This is a genomic window from Rhodococcus sp. A14 (genome assembly GCF_011603105.1).
GTDB classification, from domain to species: domain Bacteria; phylum Actinomycetota; class Actinomycetes; order Mycobacteriales; family Mycobacteriaceae; genus Rhodococcus_F; species Rhodococcus_F opacus.
This window is the reverse complement of record NZ_JAAOQS010000049.1, coordinates 41,007-63,686: the sequence shown is the minus strand read 5'-3', so window position 1 is coordinate 63,686 and position 22,680 is coordinate 41,007. Positions and strand designations below refer to the sequence as shown.

Here is a 22,680-nt window from a genome sequence, read left to right as displayed (position 1 = left end):
TGCACCTTCCCCCCGCCGCGCCGCTGTCGCCGCCCAGCCCGCTACCGGCGCAGCCCGGTGTCCAGCACACGCGGGTCGTCACCACCCAGACTCCGCGCCCGCCGATCGACGAACCGTCGTTCGGGGTGGAGGACGAACCCGACGACGGCTATCACTACCCCGACTTCGCCGCCGAACGGCAGCGGTCGCGCCGGACCACGATCGTGTGGCTGCTCGTGATCCTGATGCTCGCCCTGGCGGTGGGTTTCGGTGGCTGGTGGATGGGTTCGGGCCGATTCACCGCGGTCCCGACCACCGACGGTCTCGATCGCGGTGCGGCGGTGACGGCGATCGAAGCGGCCGGGCTGTCGACGGAGATCCGGGGGCAGTATTCCGACACGGCTGCGCTCGACACGGTGCTGGGTACCGATCCCACCGGCGGTTCGCGGATCTCCCGCGACGGCACGGTGGCTCTTCTCGTCTCCCTCGGGAGGCCGACGGTCCCGCCGCTGCCCGCGGGCGGTGAGCGCGCCGGAATCGAGCAGGAACTGCGGAACCGCACGTTCACCCCGGTCGACGGCGGTCAGGCGTTCAGCGCGAAGGTCCCGATCGGTGCGGTGGCCGCACTCGACCCGGCACCGGGTACCGAGCTCGCGACCGGTTCCACGGTCAAACTGATCGTCAGCAAAGGTGCACCGCCGGTCGATGTTCCCGACGTGAAGGGCATGTCGGAAGCCGAGGCCCGCGCGTCACTCGAGGCGGTGGGCATCGTCGTGCAGGACGTCACCACGGACTTCGACCGCAACGTCGCCGCCGGGGACGCGATCGCCACCAGCCCGAAGGCGGGCGCCCGCGTCAATGCGGGTACCAGCGTGACGTTGAGTGTGTCGAATGCGGTGCGAATTCCGTCGATGCTGGGCCGGACGGTCGGATCCGCGCGGGACGAACTGAGCCGTCTCGGACTCGACGTCAAGGTGCGTTCGGTGACCGACACGGACAGGTCGTTCGTCATCAGCCAGAACCCGGGCAGCGGCGATCTGGTGAAGCCCGGGAGCACGGTCACCCTGGTCTCACTGCCCTGACCCCGCAGGTGCAGGGCAGTGAGGGTCCGAATGATGCGGGCGATCAGCCGCGCAGCATCTCCGCGACGAGGAACGCCAGTTCCAGGGACTGCTGGGTGTTCAGGCGAGGGTCGCACGCCGTCTCGTAGCGACCGGACAGGTCGAGGTCCGAGATGTCCTGCGCGCCGCCGAGGCATTCGGTGACGTTCTCACCGGTGAGTTCGACGTGGATGCCGCCCGGGTACGTGCCGAGACCGTTGTGGACCTCGAAGAATCCCTGCACCTCGTCGACGATGCGGTCGAAGTGGCGGGTCTTGTATCCCGTGGACGCCTCGTGCGTGTTGCCGTGCATCGGGTCGCACTGCCAGATCACCTGGTGACCGGTGGCCTGGACCTTCTCGATGATGGGCGGCAGCAGGTCGCGGACCTTGTTGTTCCCCATGCGCGAGATCAGGGTGAGGCGACCCGGCTTGTTGGTGGGGTCGAGGCGCTCGACGTATTCGACCGCCATCTCCGGTGTGGTGCTGGGTCCGATCTTCAGGCCGATCGGGTTCGACACGAGTTCGGCGAACGCGATGTGCGCCCCGTCGAGCTGACGGGTGCGGTCGCCGATCCACAGGAAGTGAGCGGACAGGTCGTACAGCTTGGCGTGGTCGTCGTCGTTGTCGAGGCGCAGCATCGCGCGCTCGTAGTCGAGGACGAGCGCCTCGTGGCTGGCGAAGATCTGCGCGTGGTGCAGGCTGGGATCGGTGACGCCGCAGGCGTTCATGAACTGCAGCCCGCGGTCGATCTCCGCGGCGAGTGCCTCGTACCGGGCCCCGGCCGGCGACGACGCCACGAACTCGCGGTTCCAATCGTGCACCTTGTGCAGGTCGGCCATGCCCGCGCCGGTGAGCGCGCGGACCAGGTTCATCGCGGCGCTGGCGTTCGCGTACGCCCGCACGAGCCGCGACGGGTCGTGGGCGCGCACGGCCTCGTCGGCGACGAGGGAGTTGATCATGTCGCCGCGGTACGACTGCAGGCCCAGGGCGTCCACGTTCGACGACCGCGGCTTGGCGTACTGGCCGGCGATGCGGGCGACCTTGACGACGGGCAGGCTCGCTCCGTACGTCAGGACCACGGCCATCTGCAGCAGGGTGCGGATGTTGCCCTTGATGTGTGGCTCGGTGTTGTCGGCGAACGTTTCGGCGCAGTCACCGCCCTGGAGGAGGAACGCCTCGCCGCGCGCGACCTGGGCCAGCTTCTCCTGCAGGGCCACGACCTCGCTGGCCACCGTGATCGGTGGCACGCTCTCGAGGACGGTCCGCATCGCGGCGGCCTGACCCTCGGGCCATTGCGGCTGCTGGGCAGCGGGCTTGGCCAGCGCTGCATCGAGGCGCTCACGCATCTCGGTGGGCAGCGGCGGGAGTTCGGGCAAGCGGTCGATCGGCACGTCGACAGTCCAGTTCACCCATACAGGATATTCGCTCGACCGGAGCGATGGCGAGTCAGGTCACCGGAGTGAGCGCGCCGCTCGAACTGCCTCGAACTTCGCCAGGTTGTGCCGGGCGTCGGCGAGGGCGTCGTGCGCGTCACCCGGTGCAGGTGGGAGCGCCGGGCTGCCGTGTTCCTCCCAGTACTGGCGGAGTTCCCGCGTGTACCGGGGCAGCGACTGCGGCAGCTCCGTCATGTCCCCCCACAACTGGCAGAGGGCGACGTGGTCGTAGGCGGCCACCCACGCCCACAGTTCGGGGACGATGCCGGGCCGGGGAATCAGGAACGCGTAGAGGTCGTCGCGAATGCGGGCGCGGCTCTTCCAGAGGGGCGACGACGGCGGCGGCAGCTTCGGCAGCACGTTCCTGCGCACCCACTTGCCCGCGCGGTCGGGATCGAACTCGGTGGACACCGCGTAGAATTCACGTCCGTCCTCCGCGACCACCCCGATCGACACCAGGTCGATCGTGCGACCATCCTCGATGAACTCGCAGTCGTAGAAGTAACGCACGCCCGCAAACTATGCCTCACCCGTTGGCGTCATCCGGATCCACCCCTACCTCGTGAAGGAGGCCTCGGTGCGCGCAACCTCCGACGGTCGACAGTCCGCCGCCCCTGTCGCGGACCTGATCGACCCCCCGCGGGTGCCTCTGCATCTCCGCATCGGAGGTCTCGTCGTCCGAGTCCTCGTCCTCGCCGGGCTCGCAATCGGATTCGCCTACAACCTGCTCGGCCTGCCCGGCCTGCGGGACTTCGGCAGTTACTACCGGCTGGATCTCGACGTCTACCGCCTGGGCGGTTCGGTGTTTCTGCACGGCCCGACCCTGTACGGGTCGATGCCGGCCACCCAGATGGGCAACTTCCTGCCGTTCACGTACCCGCCGCTCGCCGCCGTCGTCTTCAGTCCGCTGTCGACGGTGTCGCTGGCGACTGCCGGGACCGTCGTGACGGTGTTGTCGCTGATCGCGTTGTTCGGTGTTCTCGTCGTCACGCTCGACTCGCTGGGCATCGCACCCCGCACGACGCTGGTGTGGACTGCCCTCGGTGCGCTCGCGGTGTCGATGGCCCTCGAACCCGTCTCGTCGACCCTGGACTACGGGCAGGTCAACATCCTGCTGATGCTGCTGGTCGCCGCGGACTGCCTGCCGAAGAAGACGCCGTGGCCGCGCGGCGTGCTGATCGGCCTCGCGGCGGCGGTGAAGCTGACGCCCGCCGTGTTCATCCTGTACTTCCTGGTGCGCAAGGACTTCCGCTCCGCCGTCGTGACCGGGGTCAGTTTCCTCGCGTTCAGCGCAGTGGGCGCGATCGCGACGTGGAACGACTCCGTCACCTACTGGACGCACACGCTCTTCGATTCCGATCGGATCGGCACCCCGGCGTATCCGGCGAACCAGAGCATCACCGGTGTGCTGGCCCGGCTCGGCCTGAGCGACTCGGTGCGCACCCCGTTCTGGCTGCTGCTGAGCGTCGTGGTTCTCGCACTCGTGATTCTCGCGATGGCGCGGGCGCTCCGGTCCGGCGAGACCGCGCTCGCGCTGGGACTCAACGCCGTTCTCGGACTGCTCGTCTCCCCCGTGTCCTGGTCGCACCACTGGGTGTGGTCGGTGCCGGTGATCCTCGTGCTCGGGGTCCTCGCCTACCGCCGCCGAAGTGTCGGCCTGGCGGTCACGGCCGTGGCCGGCGTCGTCGTCGTGAGGCTCGCCGCGCACTGGAAACTCGGGGTGGGCCGCTGGAGCGGAACCCACTGGAATCTGTGGGATCAGTTCCTGGCGTCGTCGTACGTGTGGTGGGGACTCGCCGTGGTGCTGGTCGCGATCGTCGCGTTCCGCACCCGCCCCTCACAGTCCGACGAGGACGATCGGTCGGAGACCTCCGACGATCTCACCGTCCCCGTCGGCTGAGAGGTCGCGGCGGTCAGCTCGCCCGCGTGTCCGGCAGTCGCGTGACGGTGGTCGCGTCGCTCGCCGGCGCCACATCGGCCACCGAGGCGTCGGCGGCGGGCGCCTTCTTCTTCAGCGTCGCCGCGTAGATGTCGACGTACTCCTGACCCGACAGCTTCATCAGCTTGTACATGACCTCGTCGGTGACGGCCCGCTCCACGAAACGGTTGCCGCCCATGCCCTCGAACCGCGAGAAGTCGATGGGCTCACCGACGCGGATGGTGACCTTCGAAGGGCGCCACACCCGGGAGCCGATCGGGTTGACCTTCTCCGTTCCGATCATGGCGACCGGGATGACCTTCACACCGGATTCGAGGGCCATGCGGGCCAGGCCCGTCTTGCCCTTGTAGAGGCGACCGTCGGGCGACCGGGTGCCCTCCGGGTAGATGCCGAGCAGCTTGCCCTGCGAGAGGACGCGCAACCCGGCGTTCAATGCGTCCTGCGCGGCGTCGGCGCCCGTCCGGTCGATCGGCACCTGGCCGACCACCGAGAAGAACCAGCGCTGGAAAGCGCCCTTGAGTCCCGTCCCGGTGAAGTACTCGCTCTTGGCGAGAAAAGTGATCCTCCGCGGCACACGCAACGGCAGGAAGAACGAATCCAGCACGGCCTGATGGTTACTCGCCAATATGGCGCCACCCTCCGCCGGAATGTTCTCCGTACCCTCCACGGTCGGCCTACCCAGCCCCCAGAGAACCGGCCCCAAAAACACGTACTTGAAGAGCCAGTACCACATGGCGTCCCTCCCGTTCACAACCCAAGCTTCGTTCGGGTCGACTCTACTTCGGGTGGGTGAGGGTCGCTACACACGCCCGGGAGCCCCGCACAGCATCACACTCTGCGGGTTTACAGCAGTAGGCCGGACGTCAACCCACCCGATCGGGCAGGACGGCCCGAGCGAGTTCCGCCGCTCCGATCATGCCCGCCGCCTCCCCCAGTTGGGTAGGCCGGATGCGGGCGAGCGGCCGGTGCCCGGCCCCCGTCGTCAGCGCCGCGTAGTGCTCGCGGGCCTCGTCGATGAACAGCGGTGAGGAACTCGCGACCCCACCGGCGATCACGACGAGATCCGGGTCGTACACGTCCCCGATGAGCGCCAGGCCGACGCCGAGCCAACGGGCGAACTCCCGCATGGTCTCCAGTGCCAGTGGATCGCCGTCCTGTGCCGCGCCCGCGATCCGCCGGCCCGTCAGCGCACCGGGATCGACCGCCACCTCCCGCGCCAGGACGGTCGACGTCGCCGGATCCGCGGCCAGAAGTTCGATCGCGGTGTCGACGAGGGCCGTCCCGCTGCAGTACCGCTCCCAGCAGCCGTGTTTGCCGCACGCGCACGGGCGCCCGTCGGGGACCACCTGGATGTGGCCGAGTTCGGGTGCGACGCCGTGGCTGCCGCGGTACAGCCGGCCGTCCGCGAGGAGCGCCGCGCCGATACCCGTGCCGATCGCGAGCATCACCACGTTCCGGCCGCCTGCGGCCGCACCGAACCGGTGCTCGGCCCAGGCCGCCGCGTTCACGTCGTGCTCGAGGATCACCGGCAGACCGAGACGCTGCCCGAGGTCCCGGCCGACGGGTGCACCCACCCACGGCAGATGCGGCGCGAACCGCACCGTCGTGCGGTCGGGCGTGATGAACCCGGCGACCGCCAGCCCCACCGCGGCGACGTCGTGCCGCGCGGACAGCTCCCGGACCGCGCGGTCCAGGCCGTTCTCGAGTGCCTTCGCCGACGCCGGGGTCGGCGACTGGAGCGAATCGAGCACCTCACCGGCCGAGTCGACCACCGACGCACGGATGCTCGTTCCACCCACGTCGATGCCGATGGTCAGCGCCGCGCTGCCGCCACGTTCGCTGCCCGTGCCTGTGCTCATGGAGATGATTGTGCCCATGCCGGATCGCCGACGTGCACGAGTCCGGCGATCCGGTCCGCGCAGAGCACACTCAATGCTTGATGGTGACCGTGATCGGCTCGAACGCCGAGCCGCCGTCCGGTTCGGGCGTTCCACCGCCCGGGCCGGGTTCCGGAGTGTCGGGGCCGCCGGGGTCCGGGGTGTCGTGAACGGCATGCTCGTCGAGGACCTGCCGCAGCACCGCGATCAGCACGGACGCCTGGCCGGCGAGCAGGGTCACGAGATCGTGCTGCTCACCGCGGATCAGGGCCGCGAGTGCGCACACCGGGCACCACGTGCACCCCGACCACTGCCCGGTTCCGGGCACCCCACCCTCGGCGTCCGCCGGGGCGTGCGGCGCCGCCGCGCGCTGGAGAATCGGCTCGAGACGGTCCAGTGCGGTCTCGGCGAGCGCCCGCAGCTCGGCCACCAGCTGCGCGTGGTCGTCGTTCATACCGGCCACACCTGCGGGTCGGGCGTGAAGCGCACGACCAGATCGCTTCCGTCGAGTTCTGCGCCCGCGACGACGCACCGGCGCAGGACCGAGGCGAGGCGGACCCGGCGGCGCACCCCTTCAGCTCCCACGACCAAGTCGTCCTCCACTCGACCCAACGTGAGGGTCGACGGGTTCACGAGCGGAAGATACATCCGCATCGTGTACACAGAATCCACACCGGCCCCCGATTCCAGCCCCACCCGCACTGCAGGCGGGTTCTTCCCCAACACCGCAACCGCGTCCGTGTCGTCGGCATACAACTCCCGGGCGATTCCGCCGAGATCGGCCCACCCTACCGGCTCCGTCACCGACCGGGTCACCGAGAGGATCACCGTGGCGCCCGCGGAGGCGGTCAGCTCGGCGAGCACCCGCTGCTGCAGAGCTCGCCGCCTGATCAACCATGCCACACCGGGATCGTCGTGTCCTGCCGGCGAATCGAAGTGCGGCAGAAGGTTGTTCACGAGGATCGCATCGATGCGCAGGCCGGACAGCGCTGCCACCGCCACGGTGCGCCGGGTCTCCGTCAGCACCACCCGCTCCGGCGTCGTCACCAGTCGCACAGTGGTTTTCGCCCGGTTCGCGAGCATCTCCCGGACCTCGCCGACCGCGGCGACGACCTGTTCGATCAGCGTCACCAGCATGACGAGGCGCGGATCGGAACCCAGGAGCGCGACGATGCGGCGGTGCTGCGGCCACACCCGCTCGATGTACTCGAGGGCCATCGCAGGCGCGGCGAGCGTCCGCAGGCAGTCCGCGGTGGGCGGGCAGTCGACCACGACGGCGTCGTAGTCGCCCTCGGTGGCGAACCGGACGATCTCGCGCAGCCCGAGCACGTCCTGCACGCCGGGAAGCCCCGTCAGCTCCTCCGGTTCGAGCGCCGACAGCTGGGCACCGTGGTCGTGCGATCCGGCGGCGGCGAGAACCGCTGCCAGACTCCGGAATCTGTTCTCGAGCAACGTGAGGGTGTCGAGTTCGAGCACGTCGAGGGTGTCGGTGACGGACACGAGGTCCCGGGCGGCGGCGATCCCGATCACATCGGCGAGGGAGTGCGCCTGGTCGAGGGAGACGAGGAGAGTCCGGTTTCCCGCCTCTGCGGCCGCCTGCGCCGTCGCGGCCGCAAGCGTCGTCTTCCCGACGCCCCCCTTCCCTACGAAGAACTGGACCCGCGCAGGTCCGGCACGACCCTCGCTGCTCAGCCTTCCACCCGCTTCTTGAGTTCCTTGAGCGCGGTGTCGGTGATCGCCTTCTCCGCCTTGCGCTTGAACAGGCCGATCATCGGAATGGTGAGGTCGACGGTGAGCTCGTATGTGACGGTGGTGCCGCCGCCCGGCTCGTCCTCCAGAACGTACGAACCGAACTGCGACTTCTGGATCTCACCGGACTCGAGCTCCCAGCTGACCGATTTGCCGTCGGGAGCCCAGTCGTAGCGGAGTACGTACGTGTCCTTGACCATGCCCGCGTCGAGCACGAACCGCACCCGGTCGGCCCGGCCGCCCTGTCCGGGTTCCATGACCTCGACGGACTTCGCTGCGGCCACCCACGCCGGGTACGCGTCGAAGTCGGCGATCACATCCATCACCCGGGCGGGCGGCGCCTCGATACTGATCGACCTCTTGGTCCTCTCGGGCATGGAGTGAACGCTTCCTTTCGCCTGGCCGACCCGCTCGTCGATCGCGGGGCCACGCCGTTACCGGTGTCGTATGTCTGTGTTGTGCCCGACTATCACACACGATCTCGGCGCCCTGACACAATGCCGACCCCGCCGCGCGGCCGGATCTGCCTCAGGACGGCGGTTCTCCCGCAGCGCGACCGGCCTCGAGTTCCTTCTTCACCTCGAAGGACATGACCTTTCCCTCGACGCGCCTGCGACGGTTCAGTACGGCCAGATCGGGGGTGCCCTCGCTGCGGGCCGGTTCGGCGTGGAGGAAGTAGTGGACGATCGCCCCGTCCAGCACCGGCTCGAGCCACACTTCCATCGTTCCGGTGAGGGGTCCGGCCACCGTCCACCGGATGCCCTTCTCGGCCCGGTCCTCGCGGACGGCGAGAGTGAGATCGGGCCACCACCGGCGCCAGCGGGCCGGCGGGGCGATCGCCGCCGCGACCTGCTGTGGTGGGGCCGCGATGAACGTCTGGTCTGCGACCTGAATGCTGCTCACGGCGACTAGCTTCACATACCGCTGCCGGCGGTGGCCGCGGGGTTCCGCAGCACCTCGCCGGCAGGGCTCTGACCACGCTTCTTCGGCCTGGAAGCAGGCCGGGCGGGGGAAGGTCTAAAGTTGGGACGACAATCCTACTCGTCAGTATCTTCAGTGTCGGAGGTTTTCGTGCCCGAGTTCAGCGCGCCACAGTCGTTCACGATCGCGGAGGACGCGTCCGCGGTCGACTCGGTGTTCGCCCACGCCGCGGCCGACCCGACGCTGGTCGTGTACAAGCGCAAGATCGGCGGACGCTGGACCGACGTCACGGCCGCCGAGTTCGCGGCTCAGGTCACCGCGGTCGCCAAGGGTCTCATCGCCCTCGGCGTCCAGCAGGGCGACCGGGTGGCACTGATGTCGGCCACCCGGTACGAGTGGCCCCTCGTCGACTTCGCGATCTGGGCAGCGGGCGGCGTCACCGTCCCGATCTACGAGACGTCCTCCGCCGAGCAGGTCCGGTGGATCCTCGAGGACTCCGCCGCGATCGATCTCGTCGTCGAGAACGCGACGCACGCGGCAACCGTGAAGGCCGTCGCGGCCGAGGCGACCGCGCTCCGCGGCGTCTACCAGATCGAGGTGTCCGACGGCGGCCGTGGCGTCGTCGAGGAACTGACCGAACTGGGCGCCGACGTGCCCGACTCCGAAGTCCAGGCCCGCGTGGCCGCGCTGAAGTCGAGCGATCCGGCCACCCTCATCTACACCTCCGGCACCACCGGCAGGCCCAAGGGCTGCCAGCTCACGCATTCCAACCTCATCGCCGAGTCCAAGGGCATCCTCGATTCCAGTCTCGGCACCCTGCTGAAGACGCCCGGCGTCAGCACCCTGATGTTCCTGCCGATGGCGCACGTCCTGGCGCGCGCCGTCAGCATCGCGTCGTTCGACGCCGGCGCCGCACTCGGACACACCAGCGACATCCCGAACCTCGTCCCCACGTTCGGCGAATTCCGCCCCGACTTCATCCTGTCCGTGCCGCGTGTGTTCGAGAAGGTGTACAACAGCGCCCGCGCCAAGGCCCACGGCGAGGGCAAGGGCAAGATCTTCGACGCCGCCGCCGAGACGGCTATCGCCTGGAGCGAGGCTCAGGACAAGGGCGGGCCGGGGCTGGTGCTCAAGGCCAAGCACGCGCTGTTCGACAAGCTGGTGTTCTCGAAGCTGCGGGCGGCGCTCGGCGGCAAGTGCCAGCTGGCGATCTCCGGCGGCGCCCCGCTCGGCGCCCGCCTCGGCCACTTTTTCCGCGGCATCGGCATCACGATCTACGAGGGCTACGGCCTCACCGAGACGTCCGCGGCGTTCGCGGTCAACACGATCGGCGAGCAGAAGGTCGGCTCGGTCGGCAAGCCGTTGGCGGGCAATTCCGTTCGCATCGCCGACGACGGCGAGATCCTGCTGTCGGGGCCGGTCGTCTTCAGCGGCTACTGGCGCAACGAGAACGCGACCGCCGACGCGATCGAGAACGGCTGGTTCCACACCGGCGACCTCGGATCGGTCGACGCGGACGGGTACATCACCATCACCGGCCGCAAGAAGGAGATCATCGTCACAGCGGGCGGCAAGAACGTCTCCCCCGCCCAGCTCGAGGATCACCTGCGTGCGCACCCGCTGATCAGCCAGGCCATCGTCGTCGGAGACCAGCAGCCTTTCATCGGCGCGCTGATCACCATCGACGCCGACGCGCTGCCCGCGTGGAACGAGCGCAACAGCAAGCCCGCAGGCACGACGGTCGCGGATCTGCTCGCCGACGCCGACCTCACGGCCGAGATCGACGAGGCCGTCGCGGAGGCCAACAAGCTCGTGTCGCACGCGGAGGCCATCAAGAAGTTCCGGGTCCTGCCCGTCGACTTCACGGAGGAGACCGGCGAGCTCACGCCGACGATGAAGCTCAAGCGCAACGTGGTGCACGACAGCTTCGCCGACGACATCGCCGCCATCTACGCCAAGTAGTGCCCTCCGGGCTCGTGAGTACTTGTCAACCGCGGGCGGTTGACAAGTACTCACGAGCGGTCATGCAAGCAGTGCCTGGAGCTTGGCGGCGAGCACGTCCCATCGCCACTCCGCCCTGACCCATTCGCGGCCGGCCGCCCCCATCGCGGCCGCGCGGTCGCGGTCCGACAGGACCGAGATCACCGAACGCGCCACCTCGGCCACCGACGTGCCGTCCACGACCATGCCGGTTTCGTTCTGCCGCACCGTTTCCGGGGCGCCACCGGACTGTCCGGCGACGACCGGCACACCGGTGGCGGACGCCTCGAGGAAGACGATGCCGAGGCCCTCGACGTCGAGTCCCGCGCCCCTCGTGCGGCACGGCATCGCGAACACGTCGGCGATCGTGTGGTGCGCCGCCAGCTCGGCGGACGGCACCGTGCCCGTGAACACGACGTGGTCCTCCACCCCGACCGAGCGCGCGAGCGAGCGCAGGCGGTCCTCGTAGGGGCCGCCGCCGACGATCACGAGCACGGCGCCGTCGATGTGCTCGCGGATGCCCGGGAGCGCCTTGATGAGAATGTCCTGGCCCTTGCGGGGCACGAGACGGGACAGGCACAGGACCGTCGGCCGCTCCCCCAGCCCGTAGCGGGACCGCAGTTCGGCCCGCGCGCCGCTGTCCGGGGTGAACAGGTCGGTGTCGACTCCCGGCGGCAGGTGTTCGAGCGCGGCACTCGCGCCGAACGCGGACGCGAAGCGGCCCCTCGTGTATCGGCTGACATACGTGACGACGTCGGTCCGGTCGCCGATCCGTCCCAGGGCCTGGCGCGCGGCGGGGAGCATCGACCAGCCGACCTCGTGCCCGTGGGTACTCGCGACCACCCGTTCCGCCCCGGCGCGGCGCAGCGTCGAACTCAGCAGCGCGAGCGGGGCGGCTGCGCCGAACCAGACGCCCGTGCAGTCGTGTTCGGCGAGCAACGTGGCGGCACGGCGGGCGACGAACGGGGTGGGCACCATCAAGGTGGTGGGGTGCCGGACGACCTGAAACGGTTGCCGCGCATCGAACTTGATGTGCGAGTCGCCGCGCCAGCGCGGGGCGTAGACGACCAGGTCGTCGGCGGGCAGGTGCTTGGCGAAGGTGTGCAGGTACGACTGAATTCCGCCGGGTCGCGGCGGAAAATCGTTCGTCACCAACAGGGTTCGGCGCATGTGATCACCGTAGGCGGTGGACCGTGCGGCGACGGACGCAGGGTCACCCCAGGTGAGCACCCACCCAGTCGGTCCAGCGGTCGCGGAATTGATCGGCGTCGACGCCGAGGACGTCGGACAGCCGCCCGTCGACCGTTTCCGGATCGGCCTCTCCCAAAGCCAGCGTCCGGTACAGCTCGGTCAGCCTCGATTCGCCGTACTGCTCCGCGACGAAGGCGTTGATCGACCACGCCGTCTCGTAGGCGACCGAACCGCGTTGTCCGTACCCGGAGAAGTCGGTGTCCTCGGGGAAGTCGGTCGGCGGACCCTCGGCACCCACCTGCGCGGTCAGTGCCGGCGCGATCTGCCGTTCGGCCTCGCCGGTCCCCCGGTAGGCCGCGTACTCCGCGTAGCCCTCCAGCACCCACATCGGCGAGCGGTCCACCGTCTCGGCGCGTGCCGCCACGTGGATCAGCTCGTGCCGCAGGATCGCCCGCCGGGTGATCTCGGTCAGCCGGTCCGCCGACGCGGGGCTGAACACGATTCGCTGTCCGGTGACCGTGGCGGCGTCGGGGTCGACGGCGTCCGAGATGGCGACGGCGGCGATGTCGCGTCCGTCGTGATTCGGCCCGACGAGAGCCGTGAACTCGTCCTGCGATCCCGCGACCCACACGAGCGCGCGGCCCGCCCAGTTCGAACCCCACAGCTGGGTGGCGTTGACGACGGCGGCGGGGAGTTCGTCCGCCAGCCGGTCGACCATGGTGGCGTTCTCGGGATGTCCGAGCACCACCGACGTCCGCCCGTCACCGGTTTCGACGCGGCGCGACACGACGGGTCCGAAATCCCACGGTCCGCGCCAGGTCCGCCGCTCGCCGTCCACGGTGGCGCTGTCGCTGACGAGTGCCCAGCGGTCGCCGCGCCGGGCGACGACGAGAGCCACCGGTTTGCGGGTGGGACTCTCGTCCGCGATCGCGTAGCGGAGTTGCACGGCGGGGGCCCACACCTCGTCGGCCCCGATCGCGTCGACGAGACTCGACGGCACCGCCGTCTCGGCTCCCTCGGCGATCTCGTAGCCCCAGTCCGAGAATTCCACCCCGGCAACGTTGCCCGCCCGCCGCGTCTCGGCGGCCAGGAATCCCGGTGCCGCCGCCCGATCCATCAGACCGGACAACCGGGCCGCGTCGTTCGTCCGCACGGCCGACGCCCAGGTGTCGAGGAGCGTCTGGACGGCTGCCGCACGCGCCTCGGCGTCGGCCTGCACGGTGCCGACGGCTCCGTCGGCGGCCCGCTCGGTCCGGGAGAACCCGGTCAGTGCGAGTACGACGACGACGGCGAGAACGAGTCCGGCCAGTGCGGCCAGCTCCCACGGGCGCGCCGGACGGCGCGAGGTCGGATCCGTTGCGGGAGACGGGTCTGAAGCGGGCACGCCGGTGAGTGTATGAGCACGCCCGGGCGCCGCCGTCGGACGGTCGCCGTCAGTAGCGGCGCGCCCCGTAGAAGGGGAACTTCGCCATCGACTCGATCTTCACCGGAACACCGAACGTCGAGGCGTGGAGAATGTTGCCGTTTCCGGCATAGAGGCCGACGTGGGACGCGTCGTTGTAGAAGAGGACGACGTCGCCGGGCTGCAGGGCGTCGCGGGACACCGGGGTGCCGCCGCTGGCCTGCGCCTGACTGGACCTCGGCAGCGTCTTGCCGATCTGCTTGTACGCCCACACGACGAGTCCCGAGCAGTCGAATTCGTCCGGACCGGTGGCGCCCCACACGTACGGGTCGCCGATGCGGGTCATGCCTGCCTGCAGCGCGCTCGTGCCCGAGCCGGGGGTGAGGTGCGCGAGGATCGTGTTCGGGTCGAAGCCGGGCGGGAAGGGCGTCCCCGCCAGCTGGTCGCGTTCGGCGCCGGTGAGATCTCCGAATGCCTTGATCACGTCGGCGATCTGCGCCTGCAGGTCGCTCTGTTTGCGTTGCAGGTCGTCGCTCACGGCTTTGGCCTGCTCGGTCGCGGACCGCGCGGCATCAGCGGACTTCTTCGACGCCTCGGCCGCCTCGGTGGCTTCCGACGTGGCCGATTGGAATTGCGCGACCTGATTGCGGGTGTCGTTGGAGATGGCGTCCAGAGCGGACATCTGGTCCAGGAGTTGCTGCGGCGAATCGCTCACCATCACGGCGAAGAGGCGATTGGTCCGTGCGCCCTGGTAGTTGGCGGTGGCGAGCTTGTTCACCACGGGCTGGAAGACGGCGACGCGCGCGTTGGCGGCGTCGAGCACACTCTGGTCGGCCGCAAGCTTGGCGTCGGCGTCGCGTTGCGCCGACTGTTTGGCCTCGAGATCGATCTGCGCGTTGTGGAGTGCTTCCGACGTCTGCTCGGACTGCCGGGACAGGTCACCGAGCTTCGTCAGCGCTTCGGTCGGGTTGGTGGTGACCGGGTCTGCACCTGCCTGGATCGCGGGCAGCGACACGAGCGCCACCGACAGCACGCCGGCTGTCAGCACGCTGCCCAGGGAGCGCTTCATCTTGTGTGAGGCCACGGAAATGCAGTTCTCCGATCGTCGATCTCCACCAGCCGGGTCGGGTGTCCGATGCGCGGCTCAGGGATTTCCGCGGCCGAGGCGACCGTGGAGTGCCGAAGAGGTGGTGACCCGCGTTGCCGCCCGGTTGGCGCGACAAGACTTCGCAAGGTCTCGGATAGGTTACGGAATGGCATACGTTTGTGTCCACCCATGTCACGAACGGGTGGCGGGGACCACCGGCGAGTGGACGACTCGCTGTCTGCCTGGGGCGCAACGACATCGAGGGTGGGTTCGAATCGTGATTCGAACCCACCCTCGGTGGTCGTGCGAGATCCTACGAAGCTACCCCGTGCATCCCCGCCCTCGACTCGGTGGATGCCTCGCCTCGTGTGTGGATCAGTAGCGGCGTGCGCCGTCGAAAGGCATGGACGCGATGGGCGCCAACTTGACGGGCTGACCCTCGGTGGAGGCGTGGATCACGTTGCCGTTGCCGGCGTAGATGCCCGAGTGCGATCCGCCGTAGAAGGAGACCACGTCGCCGGGGCGGAGATCGGACTGCGACACGGGAGTGCCTGCCGCTGCCTGCGCGTAGCTGGTGCGCGGCAGATTCAGTCCGGCCTGCTTGAACGCCCACTGCACCAGGCCGGAGCAGTCGAACGAGTTGGGGCCGGCGGCGCCGTAGACGTACGGCGAGCCGAGCTTGGTCTGAGCAGCCTGAACGGCCTTGTCACCTGCGGTGCTGGCCGGCGCCGGGGGCGCGGGGAGGTTCGGGACACCGGGGATCTGCGGGATGACGACACCCGGGATCTCGAAAGTTCCGACTCCGGGGATGGTGACGGGATCTGCGGCCGCGGGGGCCGCGGTAGCGGTGAGCGCTCCGACTGCGAGCGCGCCGGCGACGACTGCCCGTCGCACATTCCGCTTGGAAACTTGTGACGCCACGAAAGGGGTACTCCGTTTCTTCCATTCATCCGCCGACCGAGTTAGCTGACGGGTTCGGGCTGGGAAGATCAGCCCTACCCACCGGTGCGTGAGGACGTCCCGGCGGGATTCACCCCAGTAGAAACTTGGGTTCCCGGTACGACCGCTCTCGCGAGTGGCCGATTAGGCGGTGACTAGCGATGCTGCCCCGGTGTTGGGGCTGCGAGACTCCGCTAGGTCTCAGGAAGGTTACGAAATGGAATACCCCGATGTCGACCGGAACACGCGGAAAGTGTCCGTTTGGGCCGATTCCGGCTTTGCGGGCGCGCGATACCCACATTCGGTAACGACTGGATAACAAGCGGTTTGTTTCCGATCTCTTTCCGACAGCGGGAGTGGGCATTTCGCGGACCCTCACGACTCCCCGATTCCTCCCCACGCCGTGTTCCTGCTGTTCAACGGGGTGCCGCGGACCGAACCCGCGGCACGCGCCGGACCCGCCGCAACCGACCGCCGCACCATGCGAATCCCTCGTTCGCGGCCCCGCGGCCGCCCCTCGCACCGCCCGCGACCGCCGCCCGAGACGGGCAGTGTGATCCTCGTCTCTCCGGGCTCTCCGGGCGGTTCTGTCGGTGCCCGTCCATACGCTCCGATCCGTGAGTGTCCCCGGTGTACCCGAACAGCTGAGATTCGACGAGCTCGACACCCCACTGCGGGACACCACGTTCGTGGTGGTCGATCTCGAGACCACCGGTGCACGGCCGGGTGAGGACGCCATCACCGAGATCGGCGCCGTGAAGATCCGCGGAGGCGAGGTGATCGCCGAAATGGCCACTCTCGTCGACCCGGGACGGTCCATCCCGCCGCACATCGTGGAGATCACCGGCATCACCACCGCCATGGTGATCGACGCCCCGCGGATCGAGCGAGTGCTGCCGGCGTTCCTGGAGTTCGCACGCGGGGCCGTGCTCGTCGCGCACAACGCCCCGTTCGACACGGGCTTCCTCAAAGCCGCGGCGTCCGCCACCGACACCCCCTGGCCCAAGTTCACCGTGCTCTGCACCGTCAAACTGGCCAGGCGCGTCCTCAGCCGCGACGAAGCGCCGTCCGTCAAGCTGTCGTCGCTGGCCCGGCTGTTCGACGTCGGGACCACTCCGACCCACCGGGCACTCGACGACGCCCGTGCCACCGTCGACGTCCTGCACGCCCTGATCGCGAGGGTCGGCAATCAGGGGGTGCACAGTCTCACCGAACTCGTCGACTACCTGCCCGACGTCTCCTCACACCAGCGGGCGAAACGCTCACTCGCAAGCCATCTCCCCCACGCTCCCGGCGTCTACCTGTTCCGCGGACCGTCCGACGAGGTCCTCTACGTCGGCACGGCGACCGATCTGCGCCGGCGGGTGCGCAACTACTTCACCGGCTCCGAGACGCGTGGACGGATGAAGGAGATGGTGGCCCTGACCACCCGGATCGACCACGTCGAGTGCGCGCATGCGCTCGAGGCCGGTGTGCGCGAGCTCCGGCTGCTCGCCGCGCACACGCCGCCGTACAACCGGAGGTCCAAGTACCCGAAACGCGGCTGGTGGATCACGCTCACCGCGGAGGCATTCCCCCGGCTGTCGGTGGTGCGTACCCCGGCCGCCGACTCGCTCGGTCCGTTCCGGTCCCGCTCGACCGCAGTCGACGTCGCCGACGTCCTCGCCGAGTACTGCATTCTCCGGACGTGCACGAGCCGCATCCCGAAGGGAAGGGAGCACGGTCCGCAGTGCCCGCCCCGCGAGCTCGGACGCTGCCCGGCGTCCGTCCACGACCGCATGACGGAGGACGCCTACCGTCCCGGGCCGGAACTCTTCCGGCAGTTCCTGCGCGGCCTGGACGACGCCCCGCTGCACCGCATGCGCGCACGGGTGGAGGAGCTGGCCGCCGGCGAGTTGTTCGAGAACGCCGCACGCCTGCGTGATCGCACCGCGGAGGTCGTCCTCGCGTTGCGCAGAATGCAGCGCCTGGCCGCCCTCACCGCCCTCGATCAGCTCGTGGCCGCTCGCCCGGCCGTCACCGGCGGCTGGGAGTTCGCGGTGATCCGTTCCGGGCGACTCGCGTCCGCGGGCTGCGCCCGGCGCGGAATCCATCCGATGCCGGTGGTCGATGCGCTCGTTCTCACCGCCGAAACCGTCGTTCCCGACGCAACTCCGCTTCGCGGCGCGTCCCCCGAGGAGGCCGGGCTGCTGGCGCGCTGGCTCGACCAGGAGGACACCCGCATCGTCAGCGCCTCCGCGGGCTGGTGCGAGCCCGCACGGGGCGCCGGATCCTGGTCCGAGTGGTGCGCACTCGCGCGAGCGGGCAGCGCGTCGACACGGGACGCCGAGACCCGACCACCCGCGCCGAGTTCCGCCGACCACCGCTTAGGCTGGCGATCATGATCAACGCCATCGTCCTGATCCACGCCGAAGCCCACCGCATCCCGGAGACCGCTCAGGCGGTCGCCGACATCGAGGGCGTCGACAAGGTCTATTCCTGCGCAGGCGACGTCGACCTGATCGCGATCGTGCGGGTCCGGGACCACGCGAAGATCGCGGAGGTCGTCACCGAGGGAATCAACAAGGTGGACGGCGTCTCCCGGACGGCGACGCACATCGCGTTCCAGTCCTACTCCAGCGCCGACGTCGAAGCGGGCTTCTCGATCGGCGAATAGTTCCGCCGGCTATTTGCTGGCGGAAAGGCCCGACGTGAGTTCGGCCCACCGCGCGAGCAGCGTCGCGGCCGCTCCACTGTCGATCGACTGTGCCGCCGTCGAGAGTCCGTCCGACAACGCGTCTTCGAGCGTGCGGCCGCCGAGTCCCCGGTACGCCGCGATCGCCGCCGCGGCGTTGAGGAGGACCGCGTCGCGGACGGGTCCGGTCTCACCGGCGAGGAGTCGCCGCGCCACCGCCGCGTTCACCTCGGCATCGCCGCCGCGCAGTTCGTCGAGCGACACCCGCGCGATCCCGATGTCCCGGGGATCGAGCTGACGGGTGGTCACCGCCCCGTCCGCCACGATGTACACGGTCGACGTCGTCGACGTCGTCAACTCGTCCAGGCCGTCGTCACCCCGCACCACGAGCGCCGAGTTGCCGCGCTGCGCGAGCACACCGGCCACCACCGAGATCAGGCCCGGGAACGCGCAGCCGATGAGGCCGGCCCGCGGACGCGCCGGATTGGTGAGCGGTCCGAGCACGTTGAAGACGGTCGGGATGCCGATCTCCTTGCGCGGCGCGCCGGCGAAGCGCAGGGCGGGATGGAACACCGGCGCGAAGCAGAAACCGATGCCGACCTCCCGGACGCAGCGGGCCACCTCGTCGGGACCGAGATTGATCTTCACCCCGAGCGCCTCGAGAACGTCCGCCCCGCCGCTCTTGGAGGACGCCGCCCGGTTTCCGTGTTTGACGACGCGAATGCCGGACGCCGCGACCACGAGTGACGCCATCGTGGAGATGTTCACGGTGTTGGATCGGTCACCTCCGGTTCCGACGATGTCGACGACGTCGTCGTCGACGGGGACCTTGCGCGCGTGCCCGAGCATCGAGTCCGCCAGTCCGCGCAACTCCTCCGGTGTCTCGCCCTTCATCTTCAGGGCGACACCGAACGCCGCGATCTGCGCGGACGTGGCGTTGTCGGACATGATCTCGTCCATCGCCCACTTCGCCTCGTCCACCGAGAGGTCACGTCCGTCGGTGAGCGTGCCGAGGACCGACGGCCACGTGCGTGCCGGCCGCACACCGTCGTTCGTCCCCTGAGCAGTCGGGCTCTGCATCGTCGTGTCCCCTTGTACTAGTGGCGGATCCGGTCCTGGAAGCCTAGTCACCGGACGGATCGGACTCGCGCGCCGGTTGCGTCGCGTCCCAGCCGTCGACCGAGCCACCGAGTCGCTGCGCCAGCCCGGCCATTCTCGACCGTTCCTGAGAACAGTGCAGCGCGTCGAGGATCTGGACTCGCTGCAGCACGAGTCCGACCGTCGCACCGTCCTCGCCGGGGGATGCCGGCCCGTGCGGATTCTGCGGTCGGTAGCCGTCCTGGGCGGCGATCGACACGGCGTCGGCCACCGACGACGCGGGCAGCCGCAGATGGTGCCGCAGCACCGCTTCCGCGTCGGCGTCCCACCGCGGTTTCTCGGCGGCGGCGCGGTCGAGAGCGGTCGAGCACGCCTCCACGTCGTCGAAGCTCGAGGCGACGACCACGAGGTCGTGCCGATCCTGATCGAGAGGGGCCGGTTGCCGACTGCCGAACAGCCTCCGCAGCCACCCCGTACTGTTGTCACGAGAGCGCATGGCTCCACCCTTTCACGGTCCGCCACCAGGGCTGTCAGCAGGGAGAATCGGACAAGCGGGGCGCATCGACGCGCCGAGGGTGGACCCGGGTAGTCGTCTCTTACGACGAAGCGTCATACTTCTGTCTGTGACGAGCGCAGTAGGGACTTCAGGATCAGCAATCACCCAACGCGTGCACTCGCTGAACCGACCTAACATGGTCAGCGTTGGCACCATCGTGTGGTTGTCAAGTGAGCTCATGTTCTTCGCAGGGCTCTTCGCCATGTATTTCGTGGCGCGAGCGCAGGCGAATGGGAACTGGCCGCCGGAGCCGACCGAGCTGAATCTGTTCCTCGCCGTACCGGTGACGCTGGTGCTGATCGCCTCGTCGTTCACCTGCCAGATGGGTGTGTTCGCGGCCGAGCGCGGCGACGTCTTCGGCCTCCGCCGGTGGTACCTCCTGACCCTGGCGATGGGCACGTTCTTCGTCCTCGGACAGGCCTACGAGTACATCCACCTCGTCGAGCACGGCACCTCGATCTCCAGCAGCGTGTACGGCTCGGTGTTCTACATGACCACCGGCTTCCACGGCATGCACGTGATCGGCGGCCTCATCGCGTTCGTCTTCCTGATCGCCCGCACCAAGGTCAGCAAGTTCACGCCCGCCCAGGCCACCGCCGCCATCGTCGTCTCGTACTACTGGCACTTCGTCGACATCGTGTGGATCGGTCTGTTCGCCACGATCTATTTCATCCGTTGATCAGCTGAACGCCCCAGGCAGCCCCCTGACGTCCAGTCCGTCCCGACATACCAAAGGGATACAGATGAGTTCATCCCCCCCTCCCGCATCCGATACCACAGCGTCTGCCGCGAAGGCACGCCGCCAGCGGAAGCTCCGCAGGCGCGTCACGGGCGCCCTGGTCCTGATGATGGGACTGGTCAGCGCCGGTTTCCTCGCGTCCGCGTTGACGCCGACCCCGCAGGTGGCCACCGCCACCGACGATCAGGCAGCACTGATCCGCGAGGGCAAGCAGTTGTACGACACCTCGTGCATCACGTGCCACGGCGCGAACCTGCAGGGTGTGCAGGACCGCGGCCCGAGCCTGATCGGTGTCGGCGAGGCCGCCGTCTACTTCCAGGTGTCGTCGGGACGCATGCCTGCCTCGCGTAACGAAGCCCAGGTCGAGCGCAAGCCCGTCAAGTTCGACGCCGAGCAGACGGACGCCATCGGCGCGTACGTCCAGGCCAACGGCGGCGGCCCCACGGTCATTCGTGACGAGAACGGCGAGGTCGCCCAGTCTTCGCTGCGCGGTGGCGACATCGGACGCGGCAGCGAACTGTTCCGCCTCAACTGCGCGTCCTGCCACAACTTCACCGGACGCGGCGGTGCACTCTCGTCCGGTAAGTACGCGCCGGTCCTCGACCCGGCCAGCGAGCAGCAGATCTACACCGCGATGGTCACCGGCCCGCAGAACATGCCCAAGTTCTCGGACCGTCAGCTGACCCTCGAGGAGAAGAAGGACATCATCGCCTACATCAAGTCGTCAGGCGAGACGAAGCAGCCCGGCGGCTACGGACTCGGCGGCATCGGTCCCGCCTCCGAGGGCTTGGCCATGTGGGTCATCGGAATCATCGCTGTCGTCGGTGCAGCACTGTGGATCGGAGCAAGGTCATGAGCGACGCTGGCCAGCCGGGCGGCGCCACGCCAAAGAAGTACACGGATGCAGAACTCGAGAACCTGAGCCGCGACGAACTGGTCGAGCTCGGAACCAACCTCGACCATGTCGACGTCGCGTTCCGCCGCAACCGCTGGGCGGTTCCGGGGACGAAGGCCGAGAAGCGCGCCGAGCGGTCGGTCGCCTTCTGGTTCGCCCTCTCCGGCATCTCCGCGATCGCGTTCATCGCGATCTACCTCTTCTGGCCCTGGGAGTACGCAGGCGCCGGCGAGGAGCACTACTCGGCCTACAGCCTGTACACGCCCCTGATCGGCCTCACCATGGGTCTGGCCATCCTCGGCCTCGGTGTCGGTGCGGTGCAGTTCACCAAGAAGTTCATCCCCGAAGAGGTGTCCATCCAGGACCGCCACGACGGTGGATCGTCCGAGGTCGACCGCAAGACGATCGTCGCGGAACTCGGCGACTCGTTCGACACGTCGACGCTGGGACGCCGCAAGCTCCTCAAGCGCACCCTCATCTTCGGCGGCGGTGCCCTCGGCATCATGTCCGTCATGCCCCTCGGTGGTCTGATCAAGAACCCGTGGGCCAAGCGCGACGACTCCCCGCTGTGGGTGTCGGGATGGACCCCCCGCTACGAGGGTGAAACCATCTACCTGCGCCGCGACACCGGTCGCCCCGAGGACGTCGTCCTCGTTCGCCCGGAAGACCTGGACGCCGGCGCCATGGAAACGGTGTTCCCGTTCCGTGAGTCCGATCGCGGCGACCACGACGCGCTGCTCGAGGCGCTGCGCGGCATCCGTAACGCGACCATGCTCATCCGCCTCCGCACGGAGGACGCGGCATGGGTCACCAAGCGCAAGGGCCAGGAGAGCTTCAACTACGGCGACTACTTCGCCTTCTCGAAGATCTGCACCCACCTCGGCTGCCCCACCTCCCTGTACGAACAGCAGACCAACCGAATCCTCTGCCCGTGCCACCAGTCGCAGTTCGATGCGCTGACCTACGGAAAGCCGATTTTCGGTCCGGCCGCTCGTGCACTTCCGCAGTTGCCTATTACAGTGAACGAAGAGGGTTTCCTAGTCACAACGGGTGACTACATCGAAGCTCTCGGCCCGGCATTTTGGGAGCGTCGACCGTGACCGACAACAAACCGTCCAA

The 22,680-nt window shown here is 68.8% G+C and carries 22 protein-coding genes and 1 riboswitch; of the genes, 8 read left to right on the top strand and 14 right to left on the bottom strand.

Going from position 1 to position 22,680, the window contains the following annotated elements; genetic code table 11:
- A partial coding sequence (locus tag G9373_RS24140) for a Stk1 family PASTA domain-containing Ser/Thr kinase (RefSeq protein ID WP_167117093.1) occupies positions 1 to 1,061 on the top strand: 1,061 nt, incomplete at its 5' end.
- A 43-nt stretch (positions 1,062 to 1,104) separates the two neighbouring features.
- Here G9373_RS24140 and G9373_RS24135 read toward each other — a convergent pair.
- Entirely contained in the window at positions 1,105 to 2,490 is a 1,386-nt protein-coding gene (locus G9373_RS24135) for a 3-deoxy-7-phosphoheptulonate synthase class II (protein ID WP_005247669.1), read from the bottom strand.
- A gap of 42 nt (positions 2,491 to 2,532) precedes the next feature.
- Positions 2,533 to 3,024 (bottom strand): polyadenylate-specific 3'-exoribonuclease AS, encoded by a 492-nt coding sequence (locus tag G9373_RS24130; RefSeq protein WP_005260165.1) that lies wholly within the window; start codon positions 3,022 to 3,024, stop codon positions 2,533 to 2,535.
- Between the two features lie 67 nt (positions 3,025 to 3,091).
- Between G9373_RS24130 and G9373_RS24125 the strand changes: the two genes are divergently transcribed.
- Complete coding sequence (locus tag G9373_RS24125; protein ID WP_167117089.1) at positions 3,092 to 4,414, top strand: glycosyltransferase 87 family protein; 1,323 nt, start codon at positions 3,092 to 3,094, stop codon at positions 4,412 to 4,414.
- A 13-nt stretch (positions 4,415 to 4,427) separates the two neighbouring features.
- Here the strand turns inward: G9373_RS24125 and G9373_RS24120 are convergent, their stop codons facing one another.
- The 6 genes from G9373_RS24120 to G9373_RS24095 form a co-directional block, all read right to left on the bottom strand.
- A complete protein-coding gene (locus tag G9373_RS24120; RefSeq protein ID WP_005260161.1) occupies positions 4,428 to 5,186 on the bottom strand; it encodes a lysophospholipid acyltransferase family protein in 759 nt (252 codons plus the stop codon).
- Between the two features lie 130 nt (positions 5,187 to 5,316).
- Positions 5,317 to 6,330, bottom strand: coding sequence for an ROK family protein (locus tag G9373_RS24115; RefSeq protein WP_005573209.1), 1,014 nt, complete (start codon positions 6,328 to 6,330; stop codon positions 5,317 to 5,319).
- 52 nt (positions 6,331 to 6,382) lie between these two features.
- A complete protein-coding gene (locus tag G9373_RS24110; RefSeq protein WP_005260157.1) occupies positions 6,383 to 6,784 on the bottom strand; it encodes a hypothetical protein in 402 nt (133 codons plus the stop codon).
- Positions 6,781 to 8,022 (bottom strand): ArsA family ATPase, encoded by a 1,242-nt coding sequence (locus G9373_RS24105; protein ID WP_080606193.1) that lies wholly within the window; start codon positions 8,020 to 8,022, stop codon positions 6,781 to 6,783. The genes G9373_RS24110 and G9373_RS24105 overlap by 4 nt, the downstream gene beginning before the upstream one ends.
- Entirely contained in the window at positions 8,019 to 8,456 is a 438-nt protein-coding gene (locus G9373_RS24100; RefSeq protein ID WP_005247694.1) for an SRPBCC family protein, read from the bottom strand. Before G9373_RS24100 ends, G9373_RS24105 begins: the two co-directional genes overlap by 4 nt.
- A 151-nt stretch (positions 8,457 to 8,607) precedes the next feature.
- Entirely contained in the window at positions 8,608 to 8,982 is a 375-nt protein-coding gene (locus G9373_RS24095; protein ID WP_167117086.1) for a polyketide cyclase / dehydrase and lipid transport, read from the bottom strand.
- A 168-nt stretch (positions 8,983 to 9,150) separates the two neighbouring features.
- Between G9373_RS24095 and G9373_RS24090 the strand changes: the two genes are divergently transcribed.
- Positions 9,151 to 10,962, top strand: coding sequence for a long-chain fatty acid--CoA ligase (locus G9373_RS24090; protein ID WP_054247641.1), 1,812 nt, complete (start codon positions 9,151 to 9,153; stop codon positions 10,960 to 10,962).
- 60 nt (positions 10,963 to 11,022) lie between these two features.
- Here G9373_RS24090 and G9373_RS24085 read toward each other — a convergent pair whose 3' ends face one another.
- The 4 genes from G9373_RS24085 to G9373_RS24070 form a co-directional block, all read right to left on the bottom strand.
- Entirely contained in the window at positions 11,023 to 12,150 is a 1,128-nt protein-coding gene (locus G9373_RS24085) for a glycosyltransferase family 4 protein (RefSeq protein ID WP_005573205.1), read from the bottom strand.
- Positions 12,151 to 12,193: 43 nt separating this feature from the next.
- Positions 12,194 to 13,555 (bottom strand): hypothetical protein, encoded by a 1,362-nt coding sequence (locus G9373_RS24080; protein ID WP_167117083.1) that lies wholly within the window; start codon positions 13,553 to 13,555, stop codon positions 12,194 to 12,196.
- Positions 13,556 to 13,604: 49 nt separating this feature from the next.
- Positions 13,605 to 14,657: a C40 family peptidase gene (locus G9373_RS24075; protein ID WP_082359815.1), complete on the bottom strand. Its 1,053-nt coding sequence runs from the start codon at positions 14,655 to 14,657 to the stop codon at positions 13,605 to 13,607.
- 378 nt (positions 14,658 to 15,035) lie between these two features.
- Positions 15,036 to 15,581: an NlpC/P60 family protein gene (locus G9373_RS24070; protein ID WP_029537328.1), complete on the bottom strand. Its 546-nt coding sequence runs from the start codon at positions 15,579 to 15,581 to the stop codon at positions 15,036 to 15,038.
- Between the two features lie 14 nt (positions 15,582 to 15,595).
- A riboswitch (cyclic di-AMP (ydaO/yuaA leader) is annotated at positions 15,596 to 15,760 on the bottom strand.
- Positions 15,761 to 16,216: 456 nt separating this feature from the next.
- Here G9373_RS24070 and G9373_RS24065 point away from each other — a divergent pair.
- Together G9373_RS24065 and G9373_RS24060 are read left to right on the top strand one after the other, a co-directional pair.
- Positions 16,217 to 17,983 (top strand): DEDD exonuclease domain-containing protein, encoded by a 1,767-nt coding sequence (locus G9373_RS24065; RefSeq protein WP_054247637.1) that lies wholly within the window; start codon positions 16,217 to 16,219, stop codon positions 17,981 to 17,983.
- Positions 17,980 to 18,255 (top strand): Lrp/AsnC ligand binding domain-containing protein, encoded by a 276-nt coding sequence (locus tag G9373_RS24060; protein WP_005247708.1) that lies wholly within the window; start codon positions 17,980 to 17,982, stop codon positions 18,253 to 18,255. The genes G9373_RS24065 and G9373_RS24060 overlap by 4 nt, the downstream gene beginning before the upstream one ends.
- Positions 18,256 to 18,264: 9 nt before the next feature.
- Here the strand turns inward: G9373_RS24060 and trpD are convergent, their stop codons facing one another.
- Together trpD and G9373_RS24050 are read right to left on the bottom strand one after the other, a co-directional pair.
- Complete coding sequence (gene trpD / locus G9373_RS24055) at positions 18,265 to 19,353, bottom strand: anthranilate phosphoribosyltransferase (protein WP_043793439.1); 1,089 nt, start codon at positions 19,351 to 19,353, stop codon at positions 18,265 to 18,267.
- Positions 19,354 to 19,396: 43 nt separating this feature from the next.
- On the bottom strand, positions 19,397 to 19,867 hold the full coding sequence (locus tag G9373_RS24050; protein ID WP_005573196.1) for a hypothetical protein: 471 nt from the start codon (positions 19,865 to 19,867) through the stop codon (positions 19,397 to 19,399).
- A gap of 127 nt (positions 19,868 to 19,994) precedes the next feature.
- Between G9373_RS24050 and G9373_RS24045 the strand changes: the two genes are divergently transcribed.
- From G9373_RS24045 to G9373_RS24035, 3 genes are all read left to right on the top strand, one after another.
- Complete coding sequence (locus G9373_RS24045; protein ID WP_005260123.1) at positions 19,995 to 20,606, top strand: heme-copper oxidase subunit III; 612 nt, start codon at positions 19,995 to 19,997, stop codon at positions 20,604 to 20,606.
- Between the two features lie 64 nt (positions 20,607 to 20,670).
- Positions 20,671 to 21,522: a cytochrome c gene (locus tag G9373_RS24040; protein ID WP_005247712.1), complete on the top strand. Its 852-nt coding sequence runs from the start codon at positions 20,671 to 20,673 to the stop codon at positions 21,520 to 21,522.
- On the top strand, positions 21,519 to 22,661 hold the full coding sequence (locus tag G9373_RS24035; RefSeq protein ID WP_005573193.1) for a ubiquinol-cytochrome c reductase iron-sulfur subunit: 1,143 nt from the start codon (positions 21,519 to 21,521) through the stop codon (positions 22,659 to 22,661). Before G9373_RS24040 ends, G9373_RS24035 begins: the two co-directional genes overlap by 4 nt.
- Positions 22,662 to 22,680: the final 19 nt, after the last annotated feature.

Excerpts from the sequence above, each read along its gene's own strand:
- G9373_RS24120 (WP_005260161.1), bottom strand. The coding sequence starts at position 5,186 with ATGTGGTACTGGCTCTTCAAGTACGTGTTTTTGGGGCCGGTTCTCTGG.
- G9373_RS24115 (WP_005573209.1), bottom strand. The coding sequence starts at position 6,330 with ATGGGCACAATCATCTCCATGAGCACAGGCACGGGCAGCGAACGTGGC.
- G9373_RS24110 (WP_005260157.1), bottom strand. The coding sequence starts at position 6,784 with ATGAACGACGACCACGCGCAGCTGGTGGCCGAGCTGCGGGCGCTCGCC.
- G9373_RS24100 (WP_005247694.1), bottom strand. The coding sequence starts at position 8,456 with ATGCCCGAGAGGACCAAGAGGTCGATCAGTATCGAGGCGCCGCCCGCC.
- G9373_RS24085 (WP_005573205.1), bottom strand. The coding sequence starts at position 12,150 with ATGCGCCGAACCCTGTTGGTGACGAACGATTTTCCGCCGCGACCCGGC.
- G9373_RS24060 (WP_005247708.1), top strand. The coding sequence starts at position 17,980 with ATGATCAACGCCATCGTCCTGATCCACGCCGAAGCCCACCGCATCCCG.
- trpD (WP_043793439.1), bottom strand. The coding sequence starts at position 19,353 with ATGCAGAGCCCGACTGCTCAGGGGACGAACGACGGTGTGCGGCCGGCA.
- G9373_RS24050 (WP_005573196.1), bottom strand. The coding sequence starts at position 19,867 with ATGCGCTCTCGTGACAACAGTACGGGGTGGCTGCGGAGGCTGTTCGGC.
- G9373_RS24040 (WP_005247712.1), top strand. The coding sequence starts at position 20,671 with ATGAGTTCATCCCCCCCTCCCGCATCCGATACCACAGCGTCTGCCGCG.
- G9373_RS24035 (WP_005573193.1), top strand. The coding sequence starts at position 21,519 with ATGAGCGACGCTGGCCAGCCGGGCGGCGCCACGCCAAAGAAGTACACG.